Annotated in this window: 22 protein-coding genes and 1 pseudogene; 22 read left to right on the top strand and 1 reads right to left on the bottom strand. The window is 64.2% G+C overall.

The genetic code is table 11. The features are described from left to right. Positions 1 to 44 precede the first annotated feature (44 nt). The 12 genes and pseudogenes from I6F33_RS20480 to mmsB all read left to right on the top strand — a co-directional run bounded on the left by I6F33_RS20480 (position 45) and on the right by mmsB (position 12,704). The gene (locus tag I6F33_RS20480; protein WP_225143981.1) at positions 45 to 1,787 is read left to right on the top strand and encodes a fumarate reductase/succinate dehydrogenase flavoprotein subunit; all 1,743 of its coding nucleotides are present in this window, start codon (positions 45 to 47) and stop codon (positions 1,785 to 1,787) included. A 31-nt stretch (positions 1,788 to 1,818) separates the two neighbouring features. Next, complete coding sequence (locus I6F33_RS20475) at positions 1,819 to 2,052, top strand: ferredoxin family protein (RefSeq protein WP_007593252.1); 234 nt, start codon at positions 1,819 to 1,821, stop codon at positions 2,050 to 2,052. Positions 2,053 to 2,054: 2 nt separating this feature from the next. Continuing rightward, the gene (locus I6F33_RS20470) at positions 2,055 to 3,032 is read left to right on the top strand and encodes a HEAT repeat domain-containing protein (RefSeq protein WP_036023369.1); all 978 of its coding nucleotides are present in this window, start codon (positions 2,055 to 2,057) and stop codon (positions 3,030 to 3,032) included. A 112-nt stretch (positions 3,033 to 3,144) separates the two neighbouring features. Continuing rightward, entirely contained in the window at positions 3,145 to 4,317 is a 1,173-nt protein-coding gene (locus I6F33_RS20465) for a fumarylacetoacetate hydrolase family protein (protein WP_225143980.1), read from the top strand. A gap of 295 nt (positions 4,318 to 4,612) precedes the next feature. Continuing rightward, positions 4,613 to 4,747 (top strand): annotated as a pseudogene (locus I6F33_RS20460) (sugar ABC transporter substrate-binding protein); the annotation flags it as partial. Between the two features lie 148 nt (positions 4,748 to 4,895). After that, positions 4,896 to 5,672, top strand: a complete 777-nt coding sequence (locus tag I6F33_RS20455) for a FadR/GntR family transcriptional regulator (protein WP_036005559.1) — start codon at positions 4,896 to 4,898, stop codon at positions 5,670 to 5,672. Then, on the top strand, positions 5,669 to 6,595 hold the full coding sequence (locus tag I6F33_RS20450) for a Gfo/Idh/MocA family protein (protein WP_225143979.1): 927 nt from the start codon (positions 5,669 to 5,671) through the stop codon (positions 6,593 to 6,595). Before I6F33_RS20455 ends, I6F33_RS20450 begins: the two co-directional genes overlap by 4 nt. A 2-nt stretch (positions 6,596 to 6,597) precedes the next feature. After that, positions 6,598 to 7,674, top strand: a complete 1,077-nt coding sequence (locus tag I6F33_RS20445; RefSeq protein ID WP_225143978.1) for an aldose epimerase family protein — start codon at positions 6,598 to 6,600, stop codon at positions 7,672 to 7,674. Further along, positions 7,674 to 8,552 carry an SMP-30/gluconolactonase/LRE family protein gene (locus I6F33_RS20440; RefSeq protein ID WP_225144063.1) on the top strand — a complete coding sequence of 293 codons (879 nt, stop codon included), beginning with the start codon at positions 7,674 to 7,676 and terminating at the stop codon, positions 8,550 to 8,552. Before I6F33_RS20445 ends, I6F33_RS20440 begins: the two co-directional genes overlap by 1 nt. A gap of 71 nt (positions 8,553 to 8,623) precedes the next feature. After that, positions 8,624 to 9,694, top strand: a complete 1,071-nt coding sequence (gene chvE / locus I6F33_RS20435; RefSeq protein WP_036005529.1) for a multiple monosaccharide ABC transporter substrate-binding protein — start codon at positions 8,624 to 8,626, stop codon at positions 9,692 to 9,694. Between the two features lie 245 nt (positions 9,695 to 9,939). Further along, positions 9,940 to 11,517 (top strand): multiple monosaccharide ABC transporter ATP-binding protein, encoded by a 1,578-nt coding sequence (mmsA, locus tag I6F33_RS20430; RefSeq protein ID WP_225143977.1) that lies wholly within the window; start codon positions 9,940 to 9,942, stop codon positions 11,515 to 11,517. Beyond that, positions 11,514 to 12,704, top strand: coding sequence for a multiple monosaccharide ABC transporter permease (gene mmsB / locus I6F33_RS20425; protein WP_036005525.1), 1,191 nt, complete (start codon positions 11,514 to 11,516; stop codon positions 12,702 to 12,704). Before mmsA ends, mmsB begins: the two co-directional genes overlap by 4 nt. A gap of 100 nt (positions 12,705 to 12,804) precedes the next feature. Here mmsB and I6F33_RS20420 read toward each other — a convergent pair whose 3' ends face one another. Next, positions 12,805 to 12,972 (bottom strand): hypothetical protein, encoded by a 168-nt coding sequence (locus tag I6F33_RS20420; RefSeq protein WP_085974376.1) that lies wholly within the window; start codon positions 12,970 to 12,972, stop codon positions 12,805 to 12,807. Positions 12,973 to 13,142: 170 nt separating this feature from the next. Between I6F33_RS20420 and I6F33_RS20415 the strand changes: the two genes are divergently transcribed. The 10 genes from I6F33_RS20415 to I6F33_RS20370 all read left to right on the top strand — a co-directional run bounded on the left by I6F33_RS20415 (position 13,143) and on the right by I6F33_RS20370 (position 22,892). Beyond that, positions 13,143 to 13,718 (top strand): cytochrome c oxidase subunit 3 family protein, encoded by a 576-nt coding sequence (locus I6F33_RS20415; RefSeq protein WP_225111792.1) that lies wholly within the window; start codon positions 13,143 to 13,145, stop codon positions 13,716 to 13,718. A 2-nt stretch (positions 13,719 to 13,720) separates the two neighbouring features. After that, complete coding sequence (locus tag I6F33_RS20410; RefSeq protein ID WP_109145859.1) at positions 13,721 to 13,981, top strand: cytochrome C oxidase subunit IV family protein; 261 nt, start codon at positions 13,721 to 13,723, stop codon at positions 13,979 to 13,981. Between the two features lie 95 nt (positions 13,982 to 14,076). Continuing rightward, positions 14,077 to 14,529, top strand: coding sequence for a cytochrome c (locus I6F33_RS20405; RefSeq protein ID WP_036005521.1), 453 nt, complete (start codon positions 14,077 to 14,079; stop codon positions 14,527 to 14,529). 41 nt (positions 14,530 to 14,570) lie between these two features. Continuing rightward, the gene (locus I6F33_RS20400) at positions 14,571 to 15,917 is read left to right on the top strand and encodes a cbb3-type cytochrome c oxidase subunit I (protein WP_036023400.1); all 1,347 of its coding nucleotides are present in this window, start codon (positions 14,571 to 14,573) and stop codon (positions 15,915 to 15,917) included. Positions 15,918 to 15,980: 63 nt separating this feature from the next. Beyond that, entirely contained in the window at positions 15,981 to 16,793 is an 813-nt protein-coding gene (locus I6F33_RS20395; RefSeq protein WP_225111793.1) for a CbbQ/NirQ/NorQ/GpvN family protein, read from the top strand. A 10-nt stretch (positions 16,794 to 16,803) separates the two neighbouring features. After that, on the top strand, positions 16,804 to 18,720 hold the full coding sequence (locus tag I6F33_RS20390) for a nitric oxide reductase activation protein NorD (RefSeq protein WP_225143975.1): 1,917 nt from the start codon (positions 16,804 to 16,806) through the stop codon (positions 18,718 to 18,720). A 64-nt stretch (positions 18,721 to 18,784) separates the two neighbouring features. Further along, positions 18,785 to 19,447, top strand: a complete 663-nt coding sequence (locus I6F33_RS20385; RefSeq protein ID WP_225143973.1) for an HAD family hydrolase — start codon at positions 18,785 to 18,787, stop codon at positions 19,445 to 19,447. Between the two features lie 6 nt (positions 19,448 to 19,453). Then, positions 19,454 to 20,404: a sugar-binding transcriptional regulator gene (locus tag I6F33_RS20380; protein ID WP_057030032.1), complete on the top strand. Its 951-nt coding sequence runs from the start codon at positions 19,454 to 19,456 to the stop codon at positions 20,402 to 20,404. Between the two features lie 216 nt (positions 20,405 to 20,620). After that, positions 20,621 to 21,934 (top strand): sugar ABC transporter substrate-binding protein, encoded by a 1,314-nt coding sequence (locus tag I6F33_RS20375; RefSeq protein WP_036023411.1) that lies wholly within the window; start codon positions 20,621 to 20,623, stop codon positions 21,932 to 21,934. An 85-nt stretch (positions 21,935 to 22,019) separates the two neighbouring features. Next, positions 22,020 to 22,892 carry a carbohydrate ABC transporter permease gene (locus I6F33_RS20370; RefSeq protein WP_225143971.1) on the top strand — a complete coding sequence of 291 codons (873 nt, stop codon included), beginning with the start codon at positions 22,020 to 22,022 and terminating at the stop codon, positions 22,890 to 22,892. The last annotated feature ends 1 nt before the right edge of the window (position 22,893 follow it).

Genomic DNA, 22,893 nt, shown 5'->3' with positions numbered 1-22,893 from the left:
AATCTGACGCAAAGGCGCCGGGATCGGCGAACCAGGAGCAAGCGATGGCACTAGATCAGATCGTCGACGGACTTTCGGAAGTTTCCTGCGATGTGCTGGTGATCGGCGGCGGCACAGCCGGCCCGATGGCGGCACTGAAGGCGAAGCTGAAGAACCCGAAGGCCAATGTCGTCCTGCTCGAGAAGGCGAACGTCAAGCGCTCCGGCGCGATCTCGATGGGTATGGATGGGCTCAACAACGCCGTCATCCCCGGTTACGCGACGCCGGAGCAGTACACCAAGGAAATCACCATCGCCAATGACGGCATCGTCGACCAGAAGGCGGTCTATAAATACGCGCAGAACTGCTACAGCATCATCGAGGAGCTCGACAGTTTCGGCATCCGCTTCCTGAAGAACGAGAACGGCGACTATGCCGTCAAGAAGGTGCACCACATCGGCACTTACGTTCTGCCCATGCCGAACGGCGAGACCGTGAAGAAGGCGCTGTATCGCCAGCTCCGCCGCGCCCGCATCCTCATTTCCAACCGCTACATGGCGACGCGCCTGGTCAAATCGGGCGACGGCCGCATTGCCGGCGCCATCAGCGTCAATACGCGTACCGCCGAGATGCTGGTGATCAAGGCCAAGGCCGTGATCCTCTGCATGGGCGCCGCCGGTCGCCTCGGTCTGCCGACGTCCGGCTACATGTTCGGCACCTACGAGAACGCCGCCAATTCCGGCGACGGTTACGCCATGGCCTATCACGCCGGCGCAGCGCTCGCGAACCTCGAATGCTTCCAGATCAACCCGCTGATCAAGGACTATAACGGCCCGGCCTGCGCCTATGTCGCCGGCCCGTTCGGCGCATATACGGCAAACAACGAAGGCTCGCGCTTCATCGAATGCGACTACTGGTCCGGCCAGATGATGCTGGAGTTCTACAACGAGCTCCTCTCCGGCAAGGGTCCGGTGTTCCTCCAGCTCAAGCATCTCCACCCCGACACCATTTCCGAAATCGAATCCACGCTGCACAAGGTCGAGCGTCCGACGCGCGGCCTGTTCCAGCAGGGGCGCGGGGTCGACTACCGCAGTGAGTCCATCGAGATGCATATCTCCGAGATCGGCTTCTGCTCCGGCCACAGCGCGTCAGGCGTGTTCGTCGACGACAATGCCCGCACCACCGTACCCGGCCTCTATGCCGCCGGCGACATGGCGAGCGTCCCGCACAATTACATGCTCGGCGCCTTCACCAACGGCTCGGTCGCAGGCATCGACGCGATGGAGTTCGCCGACAACCATGATTTCGCGGAATTCGACGCGGCCGACGTCGCCATGGAACGCGAGCGCGTGATGGCGCCGACCAAGCGCGAGGACGGCATTCCGCCGAACCAGATCGAGTACAAGACCCGCCGTCTGGTCAACGACTATCTCCAGCCGCCGAAGGTCACGCGCAAATATGAGCTCGGCATGCGGCGGCTCGCCGAGGGGCGTGAGGATATGCAGGAGCGCATGATCGCGCGCAACGCGCACGAATTGCTGCGCGCGCTCGAAGTGCAGTCGATCATGGACTGTGCCGACATGGCCGCACACGCTTCGCTCTACCGCGAAGAGAGCCGCTGGGGTCTCTATCACTGGCGGACGGATTTCCCGGAGAAGGACAACGAGAACTGGTTCTGCCACACGCTGCTGTCCAAGCAGGACGGCAGGATGACCAGCGAGAAGCGCGCAGTCGAGCCCTATGTCGTGCCGATCGCGGACGACGAGAAGGACCTCTACGACAAGCAGCGCATTCGCGCCTCGGCCTGATCCACCAGAACATAGCAACAGGAGACATCACATGCCTCTCGCGTCCTATCAGACATCGGTCCCGGTGGTGGTCGACGATGCCAAATGCATCGCCGACAAGGGCTGCACCGTCTGCGTCGATGTCTGCCCGCTCGACGTGCTGCGCATCAGCGACATGACCAACAAGGCCTACATGGCCTATGACGAGTGCTGGTATTGCATGCCCTGCGAAGCGGATTGTCCGACCGGCGCCGTCACCGTCAACATTCCCTATCTGTTGAGGTGATCATGTCGAGCCCGTTCGAATCCTATGACGATCTCGAAGACGCCGACGAGCGGCTGCAGGCGGCCGATCCCGCCGAACGCCGCGTCGCCATCATTGCACTCGGTCATTCCGGCGATCCCGCCGCGGTCGCACATCTCGCCAAAATGGTCACCGATCCCGATGCCGGTGTGCGCCAGCAGGTCGCGATGGCGCTCGGCGAGTTCGACGGACCGGAGGCAGCAAGCGCGCTGGTGAAGCTGCTCGTCGATCCCGAGAGGATCGTCGCGGCGGCTGCGGCCGACAGCATGGCTGAATTCAAGGATCCCGCCTGCGCCGACGCGATCCTGCCGCTGGTCAGGCATACCCACGCTTTCGTCCGCATGGGCGCTCTGCGCGCGCTGAAGGAACTGCGCCGCAGGGATACACTCAAGCCCGCGCTGGAAGCGCTCCAGGACCCTGACGCCGCCGTCCGTGTGCAGGCGATCGGCGTGATCGGCTTTCTCAAGCTGGAAGAATCCATTCCGGCGCTAACCGCGCTGATCAACGATCCCGATGCCCATGTGCGCCGCGCCGCCGTGAGCGCATTGGCCTTTTCGCAGATGAAGCCGGCGGCGGAGACCATCACCCGCGCGCTGAAGGATGCCGACTGGATGGTCCGCGAGATGGCAGCGGAGACGCTGGGTCTCAACGTGAATGGTGCAATCGCGGCTGATCAGCTCGTCGGCTGCCTCGCGGACGAGTTCTGGCAGGTGCGGCTGAAGGCGATCCGCAGCCTTGGCAAGATGAAGATCGAACGCGCGGTGCGGCCGATCGGCAATTGCGTCAATCACGACCAGGCGAATTTGCGCAAAGAGGCCGCCGCCGCGCTAGGTGAGATCGGCCACCCTGACGGCGAGGCATTCCTGGCCGTGATCGCCGACGATCCTGATCCTGATGTCCGCAAGAATGCGCGCTGGGCACTGCACCAGATTGCAGCGCGAAAGGCGCGGGCAGGGGCATAATTGCACGGCGCGTCGCCGCTCTGGACTTCCAGCGCCAGACGTTTATTGGTCTTCGCTCACGGGAACGGCCGCTGCGAATGCGGCCATTCCTTAGAACAGCGAGGACGCGGCCATGACGACATTGACTGTAAAGGACCTTCTCCCCGAGGACGGCACGAAGGGGACGCTGGTCGGCCGCGTCTGGCTGCCGCAGGTCAACGGTCCGGCCGTCGCCGCCATGCGCGGTGACGGTTTGTATGACGTCACAGCAAAATTTCCGACCATCAGTGCGCTCTGCGAGACGGACGATCCCGCCAAGGCGCTTGCCGCCACCAAGGGCGAGCGCATCGGTGATCTCGAGGCGATCGTCGCCAACACCCCGCCGGACGGGCGCGATCCCCAAAAGCCCTGGCTGCTCGCGCCCGTCGATCTCCAGACGCTGAAGGCCGCCGGCGTCACGTTCGCGATCTCGATGCTGGAACGCGTTATCGAAGAGCGCGCCAAGGGCAATCCGGCCTCGGCCGAAGCGATCCGGAAAGAAGTGACGCGCCTGATCGGCGACGATCTGTCAAAGCTCAAGCCGGGCTCGGATCAGGCGATGCACCTGAAGCAAGTGCTGATCGATCAGAATGCCTGGAGCCAATATCTTGAGGTCGGCATCGGTCCGGATGCCGAGGTTTTCACCAAGGCGCCCACCTTGTCGTCGGTCGGCACCGGCATGGATGCCGGCCTGCACCCGAAATCGACCTGGAACAATCCCGAGCCCGAGCTCGTGCTGTTCGTGTCGAGCCGCGGCAAGATCGTCGGGGGCGCGCTCGGCAACGACGTGAACCTGCGCGACTTCGAGGGCCGCTCGGCGCTGCTGTTGTCGAAGGCCAAGGACAACAACGCGTCCTGTTCGATTGGTCCGCTGCTGCGCCTGTTCGACGACACCTTCACGCTCGACGACGCGCGCAGGCTGGACATCAGCCTGAACGTCATGGGGACGGACGGCTTCGTTCTCGACGGCCATTCCTCGATCAGCAAGATCAGCCGCGATCCGACCGATCTCGTCGCGCAGACCATCGGCAAGGTGCATCAATATCCTGACGGCTTCGTGCTGTTCCTCGGCACCATGTTCGCACCCGTGAAGGATCGCGATGCGCCGGGGCAGGGATTCACCCACAAGCGCGACGACATTGTCACTATCGCAGCGCCTCAGCTCGGCAAGCTCGTCAACCGCATGCGCACCAGCGACGAGTGCGAGCCCTGGACGTTCGGCATCGGCGCACTAATGAAGAACCTGGCGCAGCGGAAGCTGATCTAGCGCTGCTGCCCTTTGCCTCCTGCAAGCGGGGCGCACTTTCGCCCCGCTGACAGCTGAGGCTCCATCGCGCCGCCTAATTTTTTCATCCCTCCGTTGCATGAAGGGAACAAAATCGCGCTGAACGTGTCATAACTCAGCTCGCCCCACCTCGCTGCGTTTGCTCCAAATAGTCAAATAATATGACTAGTCGGAACTCAACTTCCGTGAAATAGTGCCCGCCGCTGGCGCGAAGGCCGGCCTGTGGGTGCCATGCTACCAATCGGCGCCCCCGGATAAAACATCTTGGGAGACGCTGATGCCCCCTAAAGCTCTCTGTGCGGCCAGCGCCATGGCCGCCTTGTTGCTCGCGACGCCGGCCAGCGCCCAGCTCACGATCGGCTTCTCGCAGATTGGATCGGAATCCGGCTGGCGCGCGGCCGAAACGTCCGTCTCAGCATGAAGTCGACCTCCTGCACCGCGCCAAAGCTCTTGCTGATCCCCCGCACCTCGGGCGTGCTTCTATTCGCGTTCATTGCCCTGCTGCAGGGGCTGGTCGCGCTTGCGCGCCGGCCGGCGGCGAAGCATGCGGGAGCGGCGTCATGACCTCGCGGATCGTCGTCATCCCGACGCGGCGGGCCCATTCCAACCATGCGGAGGTGGCGCGTTCGATCGGCGTCGACATCATCGCCGGCCGCTATGCGGAAGGCACGCGCCTGCCGGGGGATGCCGAGATGATCGCAATGTTCGGCGTGTCGCGGCCGGTGCTGCGCGAGAGCGTCAAGACGCTGGTCGCCAAGGGCCTGCTCACCACCAAGGCGCGGGTCGGCACCGTCGTGCGCGAGCGAGGTGCCTGGAACATGTTCGACGCAGACGTGCTGGCCTGGCACCTCGATGCCGGCATCGACAAGCGCTTCCTTGACGACCTCGCCGAGATCCGTCTCGCCGTGGAGCCGCGCGCGGCGATGCTGGCGGCAACACAGCGATCCGAGCAAGACATCAGCGAGCTGCGCCGCAGCATGGATCGGATGCGGCATGAAGCGTCCGACTCGGTCGGATTTGCAGATGCAGATCTCGCGCTTCATGTTGCCGTGGCGCGTGCCTCGGGCAATCTGTTCATGCGCTCGATTGGGCATGTCATTGAAGCAGCGCTGCGCGCCTCTTTCCTGCTCAGCGCTCCGGTCGAGCCGGAGGATCGCGATACCGTGCTGCTCTGGCATCAGAAGATCGTCGATGCCATCGTCGCGGGCGATGCCCATGCCGCATCCGAGGCCATGGTCTATGTCATTCACAACGGCATGCGCCGCCATGACAGTACGGCGATCGAGACCGCCCCGGCCGAGCCGCCACCGTCGGCCGACACTGGAGAACAAGCGTGACAGACCTTCGCATCGCCATCGTCGGCTTCGGCAAGATCGCGCGGGACCAGCATGTGGCGGCGATCGCCGCCACACCGGGCGCAACGCTTGCCGCCGTGGCGAGCCGCAACGCCTCGCTGCAGGGGGTGCCGCATTTTGCGACCATCGAGGAATTGCTTCAGAAGGGGCCGCCGATCGACGCGGTCTCGCTCTGCACGCCGCCGCAGGTGCGGCGGGCCCAGGCCGCGGCGGCGCTCGCCGCCGGCAAGCACGTCATGCTGGAGAAGCCGCCGGGCACCGGCGTTGCCGAGCTTGATCCGTTGATCGCGATGGCGGCGGGTGCGAAGCGGACATTGTTTGCGACCTGGCATTCGCGCTATGCGCCGGCGGTGGAGCCGGCCCGGCAATGGCTCACTGATCGGCACATCAAATCCGTTCACATCAGCTGGAAGGAGGACGTGCGTGTCTGGCATCCCGGGCAGGGCTGGATCTGGGAGCCCGGCGGCCTCGGCGTGTTCGATCCGGGCATCAATGCGCTGTCGATCCTGACCAGGATTCTGCCGGAGCCCGTGTTCGTCACCGCGGCCGAGCTGGCCTTTCCAACCAATTGCCAGGCGCCGATCGCGGCGAACCTGAACCTGACGGATATCAGCGGCCTGCCCGTGACCGCCGAGTTCGACTTCCGCCAGACCGGGCCGCAGAGCTGGGATATCCTCGTCGAAACCGATCAGGGCCGGCTGACGCTGTCCAGCGGTGGCGCGCGCATGGCCGTCGACGGCAAGGTGCTTGCCGAAGGGCCCGATGAGGAATATCGCGGGCTCTACCGACGCTTCGTCGCGCTCGCAGCAACCGGCGCAAGTGACGTCGATCTGACGCCGCTCCGTCTCGTCGCCGACGCCTTCCTGCTCGGCAAGCGCACGATCGTCGAACCGTTTGTGGATTGAGCATGGCCGCATCAACAATCACAAGAGACGTGTTCGGGACGCTGCCCGACGGCCGCGAGGTCGAGCGCGTCGTGCTGCGCGGGGAGGGCGGCTTCGAGGCGCGCATCATCAGCTACGGCGCGGTGCTGCAGGCGTTGATCGCGCCGGATGCCAACGGCGGATATGACGACGTCGTGCTTGGCCATGATGCCTTCGCCGGCTATCTCGCCGAACGGAAGTTTCTGGGCGCCACCGTCGGCCGCTATGCCAACCGCATCGCCAAGGGACAGTTTTCGCTTCAAGGCGAGACGGTGCAGCTAGCGGTCAACAACGGTCCGAATGCGTTGCACGGCGGGCTCGAGGGTTTTGATCGCAAGCTCTGGGAGATCGCGGAGATCGACGAAGGCGCCGAGCCCGCGGTGACGCTCACCTATGTCAGCCCGCATGGCGAGGAGAGTTATCCCGGTAGGCTCGACGTTCGCGTGACCTATCGCATCACCGGGCCGACCGAGCTGTCGCTGCTGATGGAAGCGCGGACCGACCGGCCGACCGTCGTCAATTTGACCAACCACAGCTTCTTCAATCTCGAGGGTGCGACGTCGGGGACGTCCATTCTCGATCATCATCTAATGGTCGCCGCCGAGCAGTTCCTCCCCATCGATGCCACCGCCATTCCGCTGCCGGAGCCGCCGTGCAGCGTGGCCGGCACGCCGTTCGATTTCCGCAAACCGTGGCCGGTGGGTGAGCGCATCCGCGAACGTGACCCGCAATTGCGCAACGGCAGGGGCTACGACCACACCTACTGCCTCGGGCGCGACGGCAAGCTTGCGCTCGCGGCGCGGCTGGAGGCGCCGCGCTCCGGGCGCATCATGGAGCTGCTCACCGATCAGCCCGGACTTCAGGTCTATTCGGGCAATTATCTCGACGGTACGATGTCGGGCAAGGGCGGCAAGCTGATCCGGCAATCGGACGCCATCTGCCTGGAGCCGCACATCTGGCCCGACGCTCCGAACCGGCCGGACTTTCCGAGCCCGCGCCTCGATTCCGGCGAGGTCTATCGCCATCACACGGTCTATCGCTTCTCAGTGAGGTCGCCATGATGGAGCAGGTGCCGACGGCTGTCCTCTCGGATCATCCTTGCCATCTCGGCGAAGGTCCGACCTATGACGTGACCACGGATATGGCGTGGTGGTTCGACATTCGCGAAGGCAAGCTGTTCGAGGCGCAACTCGGCACCGGCACTGTCCGCAGCCACGCGCTCGGGCGGATGGCGAGCGCGCTGGGGCGCATCGACGCCGAGCGGCAGCTGATCGTCGCCGAGGACGGCCTCTATATCCGCAAGCTCGCTGATGGTGCGATGACGCTGTTCTGTCCGCTCGAAGCGGACAATCCGGCGACGCGCTCAAACGATTGCCGCGTGCATCAATCCGGTACGTTCTGGATCGGCACCATGGGCAAGAAAGCCGAGCCGAAGGCGGGCGCGATCTACGCGCTTCATCGCGGCAAGATCTCGACGCTGTTTCCCGGCATCAGCATTCCCAATTCGATCTGCTTCTCGCCCGACGGCGCCACCGGCTACTTCACCGACACGCCGCGTGCGGTGCTCTATGCCGTGCCGCTCAACCCCGCGACCGGCCTGCCGCGCGGCGAGCCGGAGGTGCTGTTGCGCCACAGCGGCATCGGCGGTCTCGACGGTTCGGTATGCGACGCCGACGGGCAGATCTGGAATGCGTGCTGGGGCGCGAGCCGGATCGACGTCTACTCGCCGCAAGGCGAGCGCCTGCGTTCGCTTAGCGTGCCGGCGAAGCAGGCGAGCTGCCCCGCCTTCGTCGGCCCCGACCTGTCGCGCCTGCTCGTCACGTCGGCCTGGCAGGATATGGACACGGCGGCACGCGCTGCCGATCCGCAAGCCGGCTGCACCTTTCTGCTCGAAGCAGCCGCGCGCGGACGCGCGGAACCCGACGTCAAGCTCGCATAGGAGGCCCAAGCCGTACACGACCGTCGTTCTCGACACCACGAAGAAAGTCTGACACCCAAAGGGAGTGAAACATGCTGAAACTGAAAACAACATTCCTCGCGCTGGCGTTGGCCAGTGCCGCCACGATGGCCACAGGCGTCGCTGCCTTCGCCCAGAAGGCGACGGTCGGCATCGCCATGCCGACGAAGTCCTCGGCGCGCTGGATCGACGACGGCAACAACATGGTCAAGGTGCTGAAGGAGCGCGGCTACAACACCGACCTGCAATATGCCGAGGACGACATCCCGAACCAGCTCTCCCAGGTCGAGAACATGGTGACCAAGGGCGCCAAGGCGCTGGTGATCGCCGCGATCGACGGTACCACCTTGTCCGACGTGCTCAAGCAGGCGAAAGCAAAAGGCATCACCGTGATCGCCTATGACCGCCTGATCCGCGGAACGCCGAACGTCGACTATTACGCGACCTTCGACAACTTCCAGGTCGGCGTGCTCCAGGCGGAGTCGATCGTGCAAGGTCTCGGCCTGAAGGACGGCAAGGGCCCCTTCAACATCGAGCTGTTCGGCGGCTCGCCCGACGACAACAATGCCTACTTCTTTTACAACGGCGCCATGAGCGTGCTGAAGCCGTATATCGACAGCGGCAAGCTCGTGGTCGTGTCCGGCCAGATGGGCATGGATAAGGTCGCGACCCTGCGCTGGGACGGCGCCACTGCGCAGGCCCGCATGGACAACCTGCTCAGCGCCTACTACGGCAACAAGAAGGTCAACGCCGTGCTGTCGCCCTATGACGGCCTCTCGATCGGCATCATCTCCTCGCTGAAGGGCGTCGGCTACGGCAGTGCCGGCCAGCCGATGCCCATCATCTCGGGCCAGGATGCCGAGGTGCCCTCGATCAAGGCGATGCTGCGCGGCGACCAGTACTCGACCATCTTCAAGGACACCCGCGACCTCGCCAAGGTGACCGCCGACATGGTCGACGCCGCGCTCGCCGGCAAACAGGTCACCGTCAACGACACCAAGACCTACGAGAACGGTGTCAAGACCGTGCCGTCCTATCTGCTGAAGCCGGTTGTGGTCTACAAGGACAATTGGGAGAAGACCCTGGTCGACAGCGGCTACTACAAGAAGTCGCAGTTCCAGTAAGACTCTCTCTTTTTCCCCTCTCCCCGCTTGCGGGGAGAGGGTTAGGGTGAGGGGCCTCTTTCCATACGGGCAGTGGTTGGTATGCACTCCGTCATTGCGAGCGCAGCGAAGCAATCCAGTCTGCCACCGCGGAAATTGTCTGGATTGCTTCGCTGCGCTCGCAATGACGATGTGGATGCAGCGATATCAGTCAACCTCTCCCCGCACGCGGGGAGAGACGAAGTAACGCAAGGGACACCAAAGCCATGACCGCCATGCTGGAGATGCGCAACGTCAGCAAGAGCTTTGCCGGCGTGCAGGCATTGCGCGACGTCAACTTCTCGGTTCGCGCCGGGCAGATCCATGCGCTCGTCGGCGAGAACGGCGCCGGCAAGTCGACGCTGATGAAGGTGCTGAGCGGGGTCTATCCGCACGGCAGCTACGAGGGCACCATCATCTTCGATGGCGAGGAGCGCCGATTTCGCGACATCAATGATTCCGAGGCGCTGGGCATCATCATCATCCATCAGGAGCTGGCGCTGATCCCGCTGATGTCGATTGCGGAGAACATCTTCCTGTCGCATCCGCCGTCGAAGTTGGGCGTGATCGACCGCGACGAGGTCTACCGGCGCACGCGCGAGCTGCTGGCGCAGGTCGGCCTGAAGGAATCGCCGGATACGCTGATCACCGATCTCGGCGTCGGCAAGCAGCAGCTCGTCGAGATCGCCAAGGCGCTGTCCAAGCGGGTGCGGATGCTGATCCTGGACGAGCCGACCGCGAGCCTTAACGAGGCCGACAGCGCCGCGCTGCTCGAACGCCTGATGACCTTCCGCGAGCAGGGCATCGGCTCGATCCTGATCTCACACAAGCTGAACGAGGTCGCCAAGGTCGCCGACCACATCACCGTGCTGCGCGACGGCCGCACGGTGGACAGCATCGACTGCCACGCCGAGCAGATCCAGGAAGATCGCATCATCCGCAGCATGGTCAACCGCGACATGGCGCACCGCTTCCCGGAGCGCAACGTGAAGATCGGCGAGCCCGTGCTCGACATCGAGAACTGGTCGGTCTATCACCCCATCCATCCCGAGCGGCAGGTGATCAAGAACGTCAGTTTCGGTGTCAAGCGCGGCGAGGTCGTGGGCATTGCCGGGCTTATGGGGGCAGGGCGCACCGAGTTCGCCATGAGCCTGTTCGGCCGCTCCTGGGGCACCAATATCAGCGGCACTATCCGGCTCGAAGCCCGTGAGATCGCGCTGCCGAGCGTCGCCGCCGCGATCGACGCCGGCCTTGCCTACGTCACCGAGGACCGCAAGCAACTCGGCCTGATCCTCGCCGACGACGTCCGCAAGAACATCACGCTGGCGAGCCTCGACCAGGTCGCACCGGGCAGGGTGATCGACGATATCGCCGAGCTCAAGGTCGCCAGCGACTACCGCAACCGGATGCGCATCCGCTGCTCCGACGTCTACCAGGAGACCGGCCAGCTCTCCGGCGGCAACCAGCAAAAGGTCGTGCTGTCGAAATGGCTGATGACCGACCCCAAGGTCCTGATCCTGGACGAGCCGACCAGGGGTATCGACGTCGGTGCCAAATATGAGATTTACTGTATCATCAACGAGCTTGCGGAAGCCGGCCGCGGCGTCGTGGTGATCTCCTCGGAGATGCCCGAGCTGCTCGGCATCTGCGATCGCATCTGCGTCATGAACGACGGCGCCTTCGTCGGCGAGTTCAAGGGCTCAGAGGCGACACAGGAAAAGATCATGCGCGCCATCATGCGCAACGAACGAAGCATTGGGAACGCCGCGCCCGCGGCCGCGGAGATGGGAGGATTGCAGCCATGACCGACAAGACGGTTTCGCTGCCCGAGGAGCGCCGGCACGGCAGCTTCATCAAGAACAATTTGCGCAATTACGGCATGTTGATGTCGCTGGTTGCGATCATGCTGTTCTTCCAGGTCGTGACCGGCGGCACGTTGCTGCAGCCGCTCAACCTCACCAACCTGGTGCTGCAGAACAGCTACATCGTCATCATGGCGCTGGGCATGCTGCTGGTCATCGTCACTGGCCATATCGACCTTTCGGTCGGCTCGGTCGCAGGCTTCATCGGCGCCGTGGCGGCCTTGCTGATGGTGACCTACAAGGTCGATTATACGCTCGCCTTCATCGCTTGCCTCGCGCTCGGTGGCGCGATCGGTGCGGCGCAGGGCTATTGGGTGGCCTATTTCAAGATCCCCTCCTTCATCGTGACATTGGCGGGCATGCTGGTGTTCAAGGGCCTGGCGCTCGCGGTGTTGCAGGGCCAGTCGCTCGGGCCGTTCCCGGCCACCTTCCAGAAACTGTCCTCGGGTTTCATTCCGGAGCTGCTGCCTGAGGCCGGCACGCTGCATCCGACCTCGATGCTGATCGGCGCCGTTCTCGCGCTCGGGCTCGTCTATGCCAGTGCCAAGGGAAGGTCGCGCGAGCAGTCGCACGGCATCGAGGTCGAGCCCTATGCGTTCTTCCTCGGCAAAAGCATCTTGCTCGCCTGCGCCGTGCTCTATTTCACCTATCTGATCGCCTCGCATCGCGGCTTGCCGAACGTGCTGGTGATCATGACCGCGCTGATCGCGCTCTACGGCTTCGTCACCCGCCGCACCGTGATCGGCCGGCAGATCTACGCGGTCGGCGGCAACGCCAAGGCGGCGAGCCTGTCGGGCATCAAGACCGAGCGGCTGACCTTCCTCACCTTCGTCAACATGGGCGTGCTGGCCGCGCTCGCCGGCCTCGTCTTCGCCGCGCGGCTCAACACGGCGACTCCGAAGGCCGGCCTCGGCTTCGAGCTCGACGTCATTGCCGCCTGCTTCATCGGCGGCGCCTCGGCCTATGGCGGTGTCGGGCGAGTCGGCGGTGCCGTGGTCGGCGCCATGATCATGGGCGTGATGAACAACGGCATGTCCATCCTCGGCATCGGCATCGACTATCAGCAGGTCATCAAGGGCCTGGTGCTGCTGGGCGCGGTGTGCATCGACGTGTACAATCAGCGGCGGTAGCGCTTCGTAGCCCGGATGCAGCGCAGCGTAATCCGGGTCTCTGCGCTTGGTGAGATTTCCCGGATTGCGCTGCGCTGCATCCGGGCTACGGTCCTAAGCACTACGGCAGCGGTGATTGCGTCGTGAACAGCACGGTCGCGATCCCGATCGAGAGCCCCACCGCCGATACGGTTCCCACCGTCGACAGCACGCCCATGCGCCTGAGCGCGATGGCGAAGGCAATGATGATGGGTGTTGCGGTCATCAGCCCGATCTGTGCATCGCTCATGGGATCGTCCGGCGCTCCGTGAAGCTCTGAGCCGGTTCGTACCGCGAAACGGCTGGCTGAACGTTGTGTCGGCGCAAACAGGAGCCCTGCAGTCCCCCAGTTTGTCCGGCAACAAATTCGGAACCGGGTGGCCGAGCTAAGTCTGACCGGTGTCCTGATCCGGAAAGACGATGTCGACGGCCGAGTGCGAACAGCAGGAAACAGGCTGGGGAATCCTGCAGGATCTCCCCGGCGATCCCATGATCTGGGTGCTGATCTTCAGCGAACTCGTCGCCTTCGGCCTGCTCCTCGGCGCCTTCTCTGTCGCCCGCGCGATTCACCCCGCGATGTTCGCGGCCGGGCAGGCCACGCTCGATTCGCATCTCGCCGGCCTCAATACCGTCGTGCTGGTGACCAGCGGCTGGGCGGCGGCCCGGGCGACCAAGGCCGTGCGGAATGGACAACGGGCAACGACACGATACTGGCTTCTCGGCGCCATGGCGCTCGGCTGCCTTTTCATCGCGATCAAGCTCGCAGAGTACGCCGAAGAAACCGGGCGCGGGGTCGGGCTTGAGACCAATCCCTTCTTCACGCTCTACTTCCTGCTGACCGGCTTTCATCTCCTGCACGTTGGTCTCGGCATCATCATTCTCGCCGTGGTCTGCCGCCGAGCCGGGATATCAGGCGTCGAGACGGGAACGGCCTTCTGGCACATGGTCGATCTGGTCTGGATCGTGATGTTCCCGATCCTGTATCTGGTGAAATGACGATGCCAGATCGTGTCGACGTCACCTGGATCGCCTTGATCGGCCTTGCGCTTGCGACCGTCCTGCTGCCGCCGCTGATACCACGGGCGCTGCTCGGCAACGCTCTGCTGCTTGCCTTCGCCGCGCTCAAGGGGCATCGCATCGCGCTCGACTTCATGGATCTTCGCGCCGTCCCCGCACTCTGGCGCGGTCTCGTCGCGAGCTGGATCCTCATCGTGCTGCTGCTTGCCTGGCTCGCCTCCGCGCTCGTCGCCCTGATCTGACGCGCTCATTGCGCCCTGACAAAGAACGGGCCGGGCAAAGCGGCAATAAATCACACCATCGCAATTTCGCAGGAATCAACCGGAAAGGATTGGCAATGGCTGAACGCCTGACCAAGTCGGCCGCTCGAAACGTCTTCTACGGCGGCTCGGCCTTTTTCTTCGCCATCTTCATAGGGCTAACGGCGCACAGCCATTACTACATGGCCACGACATCGACCGACGCAGCCACGCTGACGTCTTCGGTTGCCCGCGGCAAGCACGTCTGGGAGAAGAATTCTTGCATCAACTGTCATACCCTGCTGGGCGAGGGCGCCTACTTTGCGCCTGAAGTCGGCAATGTCTGGGATCGCTGGGGTGGCAACGAGGATCCGGCCGCCGCGCGCGAGACATTGAAGGCCTGGATGCAGTCGCAGCCTTCGGGCGCACCGGGCCGCCGGCAGATGCCTCAATTCAACCTCACCGACCAGGAGCTCGATGATCTCGCCGACTTCCTGCAATGGACCAGCAAGATCAAGCGCCAAGAGTGGCCGCCGAACAAGGCGGGCTGAGCGCATCGCTTCCTGAAATCCCTCAAGACAGAGAGCCTGAGATGAAATATCAGACCCAGAAAGTCGCGATGCTGTATTTCTACGGCGCGCTGACCCTGTTCGTGGCGCAGGTCCTATTCGGTCTCGTCGCTGGAACGATCTACGTCCTGCCCAACACGCTGTCGACCCTGCTGCCGTTCAACGTCGTCAGGATGATCCACACCAACGCGCTGATCGTGTGGTCGTTGATCGGCTTCATGGGCGCGACCTACTTCCTGCTGCCCGAGGAAACCGAGACAGAGCTCTACAGCCCGCTGCTGGCCAAGATCCAGTTCTGGATGTTTTTCGGTGCTGCGGGTGTGGCTGTGGTCGGTTATCTCTTCCAATACCACGAGGGCCGCGAATTCCTCGAACAGCCCTTCATCATCAAGGTCGGCATCGTCGTCGTCTGCCTGATGTTCCTGTTCAACGTCACCATGACGGCGCTGAAGGGCCGTAAGACCACGATCACCAACATCCTGCTATTCGGGCTGTGGGGCGTTGCGATCTTCTTCCTGTTCGCCTTTTACAACCCGGTAAATCTCGCGGTCGACAAGATGTACTGGTGGTATGTTGTTCATCTCTGGGTCGAGGGCGTCTGGGAGCTGATCATGGCCTCCGTGCTCGCTTATCTCATGATCAAGCTCAACGGCATCGACCGCGAAGTGGTCGAGAAGTGGCTCTACGTCATCATCGGGCTGGCGCTGTTCTCCGGCATCCTCGGCACCGGCCATCATTTCTACTGGATCGGCGCGCCCGGTTACTGGCAGTGGATCGGCTCGCTGTTCTCCACGCTCGAGGTCGCGCCGTTCTTCACCATGGTGATCTTCACGGTGCAAATGACCTGGAAGGCCGGCCGCAAGCACCCGAACCGCGCTGCATTGTTGTGGTCGGTCGGCTGCTCGGTCATGGCGTTCCTCGGCGCCGGTGTCTGGGGTTTCCTGCACACCCTGTCCTCGGTCAACTACTACACCCATGGCACCCAGGTTACCGCCGCGCACGGCCATCTCGCCTTCTTCGGCGCCTATGTGATGCTGAACCTGTCCGTGATGGCCTATGCAATCCCACAGATCAGAGGGCGTGCGCCCTACAATCAATGGCTCTCCATGGCGAGCTTCTGGATCATGTGCACCGCCATGATGGTGATGACCTTCGCGCTGACCTTCGCCGGCGTGGTCCAGGTCCATCTCCAGCGCGTGCTCGGCCAGGGCTACATGGACGTGCAGGACCAGCTCGCGATGTTTTACTGGGTCCGGCTGGGGTCCGGCGTGTTCGTCGCGATCTCCGCGCTGATGTTCGTGTGGGCCGTGCTTGTGCCCGGTCGCGCCCGTCAGCCGGTCATCCCCGGCGCGTTGCAGCCGGCCGAGTGAGCGCGCAAAGGCGGCCGTGGCTCGCTGCGGCCGCCGTCACTATGTGAATTCCGGAGAAAGACCATGAATGCAGCACTTCTCGCCGTGGCGAAGCCCGAACCTCAGCCGCCCGCCTATATTGCCAGTGGCAACGAATGCGCGCTGTTCGAGCACGCTTGGCGCAATCAGCTGCCGGTGCTGCTGAAGGGGCCGACCGGCTGCGGCAAGACGCGCTTCGTCACGCATATGGCGGCGCGGCTGGGATTGCCGCTGCATACCGTCGCCTGCCACGACGATCTCACCGCGGCCGATCTCACCGGCCGCTATCTGCTCAGGGGCGGCGATACCGTGTGGAGCGACGGCCCGTTGACGCGGGCGTTGCGCGAGGGCGGCATCTGCTATCTCGACGAGGTCGTGGAGGCGCGCAAGGACGTAACGGTGGTGCTGCATCCCCTGACCGACGATCGCCGCATCCTGCCTCTGGAGCGTACCGGCGAGCAGCTTGCCGCGCCGAACAGCTTCATGCTCGTCGTCTCCTACAATCCAGGCTATCAGACGCTGCTCAAGGCGCTCAAGCCGTCGACGCGGCAGCGCTTTGTCGCGATCGAGTTCGGCTTCCTGCCGCCGGAGCAGGAGATTGCGGTGGTCGCCGCCGAGAGCGGACTATCGCCGGAGCGCGTGCGGCCGCTGGTCGGGCTGGCTGGCCGGCTGCGCGCGCTGAAGGGCCACGACCTGGAGGAGGGTGTCTCGACCCGGCTCGTCGTCTATTGCGCGACCCTGATTGCGGCCGGCATGCCGACGGCCGATGCCGTGCTCGCTGGCATGATCGAGCCGCTGACCGACGATGCCGATGTCAAGGCGGCGCTGCTGGACGTCGCGCGTGCCGTGATCGGCTGAGGCGGCTCCGATGCTCGATTTCCTCGAACTGGAAGAGACCGTCGGCCGCGCCTGGCACCGCATGGTCGGTGGCACCGCCAGCTATCCGGTTCATGCCGAGCATGCGGTCTCGCTTGCGGAAATGAGAAACAGGCTCGCGGTGATGTTCCGCGCGCTGGGCGGTGAGGCGGGTGTGCAGATCGCCGGTGCCGGCGCGCGCAAGTCCGGGCATCGGCTCGGCTGGCGGCAACGCATCGGTCTCGGTGACGAGCGCCTGGAGCAGCCGGGCCGCGATGCCACCTCCATCTTCCTTCCTGAAAGCATCGCGATCTTTCCCGACAACGCGCTGAATGCAGCGCTCTATCGCTGGCTCGCGGCATGGTTCGCAGCCGCGCCGATCGAAACCATCACCGAATCCGATCCGCTGCGGCGGGATCTTCTGGTGTTGCGCCGGGCCAGCGAGACGGCGGTCTTCGTGCTCACGCAATTTCCCGGCCTCGTCGACGACTATGCGCAACTCGCCGCAGCAACTGCCGAAGCCAGGCCGCGTCGCCCCTTGCCGCGCATCGAGCAGGAGGTCGAGCAGATCGTGCTGGCGCTACTTGGAACCGGAAAGGCTCCCGTGGGCAAGCTGTGGCCGGCGATGATGGGAACGGAGCCGCTGCCGGTCAAGGCGCCGCCTGGCTATCGCTCGATGCTTCCGTGCCCGCTGTGGGGCGATTGCTGGACCCGCGAGCTGTCGCCTGCGCATGCGGGCGTGGATGAATGCGCCGATGGTGCGGAGGCCGCGAGCGAGGACAATCGCAAGCACTTTGCCGTGCGCGAGCGCGAGGACGGCGCCAATCGCCGCGATCCCTTCGTACTCAACCGCTTCGAGAAAATTCTCGCGATGGCCGAGATGGTCAATGTCGACCGCCCCACCGATGACAGTGAGGAGGAGGATGCGCAGAAGGCGGCGGACGATCTCGAGGAGATAACGCTCAGCCGCCGCAGCGGCAAGCCGGCGGGCCGGTTCAAGTTTGATCTCGACCTCCCGCCGGAGGCCCTCGATGCCTCGCGCTTGACTGCGGAGCTGACCTATCCGGAATGGGATTATCGCAGCGGCTCCTATTTGCCGGATCATTGCCGCGTACTCGCATCTGCCGCCCCCGAGAATGGGGAAAGCTGGACGCCCGACGAGACCATGCGCCGGCACATCCGCCAGGTGCGCCGCCGCTTCGAGGTCCTGCGGCCGCGCCATGAGTTGATGCGGGCTCAGGCCGACGGGCATGATCTGGATCTTGACGCGCTGGTGCGTGCGCGGTGCGATCTCCGCGCCGGCAGCAGCAGCGGTCTTGATCGCGTCCACATGGCGATGCGCCCGCAAGGTCACGATCTCGCTGTCACGCTGCTGGTTGACGTCTCGCTCTCCACGGACGCCTGGGCCAATGGCTACCGCGTGCTCGACGTCGAGAAGGAGGCGCTGCTCGTGCTTGCCCACGGCCTATCCGCCTGCGGCGATCACCACAGCATCCTGACCTTCACCTCGCGCCGGCGCTCCTGGGTGCGGCTCGAGACGGTTAAGGCGTTCGGCGAGCCGATGAGTGACGTGGTCGAGCGCTGCATTGGCGCGCTCAAGCCCGGCTATTACACGCGGATCGGTGCGGCGGTACGGCATGCCGTCGCCGAGCTTGCACGCCAGCCGCAGCGCAAGAAGCTGCTGCTCGTCCTCACCGACGGCAAACCGAACGACGTCGACCACTATGAAGGGCGCTTTGCGGTCGAAGACACCAGAAAGTCCGTGCAGGAAGCGCGCCGGCTCGGGATCACTGTGTTCGGCGTAACGATCGACGCGGCGGCGCAATCCTATTTTCCGGCCCTGTTCGGGCGCAGCGGCTATGCGATCGTCGGCAACATCAAGCGACTGCCCGCGGCACTGCCGGCGATCTACCGGCAGGTGGCCCACTGAGGCGGTTCATGCAACTCGACGTTGGGCTATTGCTCACGGCTTGGGTATATGATCGAATGTCCGGATGGACCAGAGCCGGCCAAATCCCGATCTGATCATCTTCGACTGCGACGGCGTGCTCGTCGACAGCGAGCTCTTGAGCTGCCGCTGCCTGTCCGAGGTCCTGGCGGAATTCGGTCTCGTGCTCAGCGAGGAGCAGGCGCTCGAGCTGTTTCTCGGACGCAGCACCAAGGCCGTCGAGCAGCATTATCGCGATCTCGGGCACTCGCTGACGGACGCCTTCCCGCCCCGACTGAAGTCGCGTGTGCTGGAGAATTTTGCCGCCTCGCTCGCGCCGATTCCCGGGGTGGAGGCGGCGATCTCCGGACTGACCGTGCCGTTCTGCGTGGCCTCGTCGAGCGATCTCGACCGCGTCTCGCTCTCGCTCGACGTCACCGGTCTTCGGGCATATTTCGGCGATCGGATCTACACCGCGCAGATGGTCAGGCACGGCAAGCCGGCGCCTGATCTCTTTCTTCAAGCGGCCGAGAGCATGCGCACGCCGCCATCGCGCACGCTGGTGATCGAGGATAGCGTCAGCGGCGTGCAGGCGGGTAAGGCGGCCGGCATGACCGTCTGGGGATTTGTCGGCGGCGGCCATTATCGCAGCCGCGATGGCCGGGCTATATTATCGGCCGCCGGGGCCGATCGGGTCTTTACACATATGAGCGATCTCTGGGAGGTGTGAGCGCGCATGGCCGCCGAGAACGACAAGTCGAGACTCGACGACGCCGCGCGCGCCGGCTGGCTCTATTTCATTGCCGGTCACACACAGGACGAGATCGCAAAGATGCTTCAGGTGTCGCGGGCTTCGGCGCAGCGGCTGGTCTCGTTGTGCCTCGCCGAGCGGCTCATCACCTTCCGGCTCGAGCACCCCATCGCAGCCTGCATGGAGCTGGCGGCGCGCTTGAAGCAACGGTTCGACCTCGTTCATTGCGAGGTGGTGCCGGCCGATCCGGCCGCGCCGCAGGCGGTGGCTGGAATCGCCGAGCGCTGCGCCAATTTGCTCGATTCCACGCTGCGTTCGGAGACGCCCGTGATCGTCGCGCTCGGCACGGGCCGGGCGGTGCGTGCCGCCGTCGAGCGCGTCACGCCGATCGAGCGGCCCAATCACCAGATCGTCTCGCTGGTCGGCAACATCTCCGCCGACGGCTCGGCGAGCTTCTACGACACCGTCGGCCGGCTCGCCGACCGCACCGGCGCGCGGCACTATCCGATGCCGCTGCCGTTCCTGATGTCGTCGGAGGACGAGCGCAACAGGATGGTGCGCATCGAGCCGATCGCGAAGGTGAAGGCGGTCGCGGCAAGGGCTGACTTGCGCCTCGTCGGCATTGGCCAGATGGATCAGAAGGCGCAGGTGCACGTCGACGGCTTCGTCACCCGCGACGAATTGTTCGAGATGATGCGGCTGGGCGCCATCGGCGAGATCACCGGCTGGGCCTATGACGCCAAGGGCCGCCTGCTCAAGGCCGGCACCAACAAGCGCCTCACCAGCATTCCGCCGGAAGTGCCGGCGAAGACCACGACCATCGGTGCGGCGGTGGGCGCAGCTAAGGTGGCGGCGATTGCAGCCGCGCTGAGCGGCGGGCTGATCAACGGATTGATCACGGACGAGGCGACGGCAAGAGCGATTCTGGAGCGGTAAAGCGCTCACGCTTCGCGTGCCTACCACACTGGATGCTTCGCGTTCGCGGAGGACGGCAGCCGTGGGTGAAGCGAAACCTCCCCATCCTTCCCGCACCGCAGCACTCACAAGTTGCTGGAATGCCCACGCGCCTGCTTGACAACGTGCCGCCCTTGCGCTGAACATACGCCCAACGCGTGGGCATATGCCCAAAACGCGAATTGAGGGGAGGTCACCGTGAAACATGTCCTGGGCGCCGTCTGCGGCGCGTCTTGCCTGCTGCTGGCCGTCCCGGCGACGGCCGAAACGACCCTGACGATCGCCACCGTCAACAATGGCGACATGATCCGCATGCAGGGGCTGACGGGTGAGTTCACCAAGAAGAACCCTGACATCACCGTGAAATGGGTGACGCTGGAGGAGAACGTGCTGCGCCAGCGCGTCACCACCGATATCGCCACCAAGGGTGGCCAGTTCGATGTCCTCACCATCGGCACGTACGAGGTGCCGATCTGGGCCAAGAAGGGCTGGCTGGTACCGCTCGCCAACCTCGGCGCCGATTACGACGTCGCCGACCTCCTGCCCAAGATCAAGGACGCGGTCTCCGCCGACGGCAAGCTCTACGCCGCGCCGTTCTACGGCGAGAGTTCGATGGTGATGTACCGCACCGATCTGTTCGAGAAGGCCGGCCTGAAGATGCCGGAAAAGCCGAGCTGGGATTTCGTGATCGATGCGGCCAAGAAGCTGACCGACAAGAGCGCCGGCACCTACGGCATCTGCCTGCGCGGCAAGGCAGGCTGGGGCGAGAACATGGCGTTCCTCTCGGCGATGGCCAATTCCTATGGCGCGCGCTGGTTCGACGAAAAGTGGCAGCCGCAGTTCAACACGCCGGAATGGAAGACGACACTCACGACCTACGTCAACCTGATGAAGGAAGCCGGGCCTCCCGGCGCCAGCTCCAACGGCTTCAACGAGAATCTGGCGCTATTCAACGCCGGCAAATGCGCGATGTGGATCGACGCCACGGTCGCGGCGTCCTTCGTCACCAACCCTAAGGAGTCTAAGGTCGCCGACAAGGTCGGCTTCGCGCTCGCGCCCAACACCGGGCTCGGCAAGAACGCCAACTGGCTGTGGGCCTGGAATCTCGCAATCCCTGCCGGCTCCAAGAAGACGGAAGCCGCCGAGAAGTTCATCGCCTGGGCCACCAGCAAGGACTACACCAAGCTGGTGGCCTCGAAGGAGGGCTGGGCCAACGTGCCGCCGGGCACGCGTACCTCGCTCTACCAGAACGATGAGTACCTGAAGGTCGCGCCGTTTGCGAAACTGACGCTGGCCTCGATCGACGCCGCCGATCCCAACAAGCCGACGGTGAAGCCCGTTCCCTACGTCGGCGTGCAATACGCCGCCATCCCTGAATTCCAGGGCATCGGCACGCAGGTGGGCCAGCAGTTCTCGGCGGCGCTTGCGGGATCGATGACGGTCGATGCGGCGCTCACGGCTGCGCAGTCCGCTACCGAGCGCGAGATGAAGCGCGCCGGCTACATCAAGTGAACCCGGGCTCTCCCTGAGCTCAAACTTGCGGCCATCCATTCCTTGCTGGATGGCCGCCCTTCTTCCTCCGAGCGGAGCGCCAAGAATGGCAACCCGGCAGACGCAGCTTCTTGCGCGGTCGCTCCTGACCCCGGCCGTCGGGCTGCTGTTCATCTGGATGATCGTCCCGCTGGCGCTGACGATCTACTTCTCGACGCTGCATTACAGCCTGCTCGATCCCGGCTCGGAATCGTTCGTCGGCCTTGAAAACTTCCGCTACTTCCTCACCGATCCTGCCTTCCTCGCCTCGCTTCAGAACACGCTGGTGCTGGTCGGCTCGGTGCTGGCGCTGACCATCCTGCTCGGCATTCCCCTGGCGCTGCTGATGGACCAACCCGTGATCGGCCGCAATATCGTGCGGTTGATGGTGATCGCCCCGTTCTTCGTGATGCCGACGGTGAGCGCGCTGGTCTGGAAGAACCTGTTGATGCATCCGGTGTCGGGATTGTTCGCCTGGCTCGCCTCGCTGTTCGGCCTGACGCCGATCGATTGGTTCAACGACGTGCCGCTGTTTGCGGTGATTTTGATCGTGACCTGGCAATGGCTGCCGTTCGCGACTCTGATCCTGCTCACCGCGCTGCAATCGCTCGACGAAGAGCAGAAGGAAGCCGCCGAGATGGACGGCGCCAGCGCCGTTTCGACCTTCATCTACATCACGCTGCCGCACCTCGCGCGTCCCATCACGGTGGTGATCCTGATCGACACCATCTTCCTGCTCACGGTGTTCGCCGAGATCTTCGTCACCACCGGCGGCGGGCCGGGCCTGCAAACCACCAACATCGCCTTCCTGATCTATTCGCAGGCGCTGATCCAGTTCGACGTCGGCAGCGCCTCGGCGGGCGGGCTCGTCGCGGTGGTCATCGCCAACATCGTTGCCTTCTTCCTGGTCCGCATCGTCGGCCGCAACCTGGAGGCCTGAC

It is taken from the genome of Bradyrhizobium sp. BRP20 (assembly GCF_020194215.1).
Taxonomy (GTDB): domain Bacteria; phylum Pseudomonadota; class Alphaproteobacteria; order Rhizobiales; family Xanthobacteraceae; genus Bradyrhizobium; species Bradyrhizobium yuanmingense.
The sequence above is the reverse complement of the archived record's forward strand: the minus strand, read 5'-3'. Positions and strand labels throughout refer to the sequence as shown.

Bases quoted from the DNA above. Each gene is read 5' to 3' on its own strand.
- I6F33_RS20480 (WP_225143981.1), top strand. From the start codon at position 45: ATGGCACTAGATCAGATCGTCGACGGACTTTCGGAAGTTTCCTGCGAT.
- I6F33_RS20475 (WP_007593252.1), top strand. From the start codon at position 1,819: ATGCCTCTCGCGTCCTATCAGACATCGGTCCCGGTGGTGGTCGACGAT.
- I6F33_RS20470 (WP_036023369.1), top strand. From the start codon at position 2,055: ATGTCGAGCCCGTTCGAATCCTATGACGATCTCGAAGACGCCGACGAG.
- I6F33_RS20465 (WP_225143980.1), top strand. From the start codon at position 3,145: ATGACGACATTGACTGTAAAGGACCTTCTCCCCGAGGACGGCACGAAG.
- I6F33_RS20455 (WP_036005559.1), top strand. From the start codon at position 4,896: ATGACCTCGCGGATCGTCGTCATCCCGACGCGGCGGGCCCATTCCAAC.
- I6F33_RS20445 (WP_225143978.1), top strand. From the start codon at position 6,598: ATGGCCGCATCAACAATCACAAGAGACGTGTTCGGGACGCTGCCCGAC.
- I6F33_RS20440 (WP_225144063.1), top strand. From the start codon at position 7,674: ATGGAGCAGGTGCCGACGGCTGTCCTCTCGGATCATCCTTGCCATCTC.
- chvE (WP_036005529.1), top strand. From the start codon at position 8,624: ATGCTGAAACTGAAAACAACATTCCTCGCGCTGGCGTTGGCCAGTGCC.
- mmsA (WP_225143977.1), top strand. From the start codon at position 9,940: ATGACCGCCATGCTGGAGATGCGCAACGTCAGCAAGAGCTTTGCCGGC.
- mmsB (WP_036005525.1), top strand. From the start codon at position 11,514: ATGACCGACAAGACGGTTTCGCTGCCCGAGGAGCGCCGGCACGGCAGC.
- I6F33_RS20420 (WP_085974376.1), bottom strand. From the start codon at position 12,972: ATGAGCGATGCACAGATCGGGCTGATGACCGCAACACCCATCATCATT.
- I6F33_RS20415 (WP_225111792.1), top strand. From the start codon at position 13,143: ATGTCGACGGCCGAGTGCGAACAGCAGGAAACAGGCTGGGGAATCCTG.
- I6F33_RS20410 (WP_109145859.1), top strand. From the start codon at position 13,721: ATGCCAGATCGTGTCGACGTCACCTGGATCGCCTTGATCGGCCTTGCG.
- I6F33_RS20405 (WP_036005521.1), top strand. From the start codon at position 14,077: ATGGCTGAACGCCTGACCAAGTCGGCCGCTCGAAACGTCTTCTACGGC.
- I6F33_RS20400 (WP_036023400.1), top strand. From the start codon at position 14,571: ATGAAATATCAGACCCAGAAAGTCGCGATGCTGTATTTCTACGGCGCG.
- I6F33_RS20395 (WP_225111793.1), top strand. From the start codon at position 15,981: ATGAATGCAGCACTTCTCGCCGTGGCGAAGCCCGAACCTCAGCCGCCC.
- I6F33_RS20390 (WP_225143975.1), top strand. From the start codon at position 16,804: ATGCTCGATTTCCTCGAACTGGAAGAGACCGTCGGCCGCGCCTGGCAC.
- I6F33_RS20385 (WP_225143973.1), top strand. From the start codon at position 18,785: ATGGACCAGAGCCGGCCAAATCCCGATCTGATCATCTTCGACTGCGAC.
- I6F33_RS20380 (WP_057030032.1), top strand. From the start codon at position 19,454: ATGGCCGCCGAGAACGACAAGTCGAGACTCGACGACGCCGCGCGCGCC.
- I6F33_RS20370 (WP_225143971.1), top strand. From the start codon at position 22,020: ATGGCAACCCGGCAGACGCAGCTTCTTGCGCGGTCGCTCCTGACCCCG.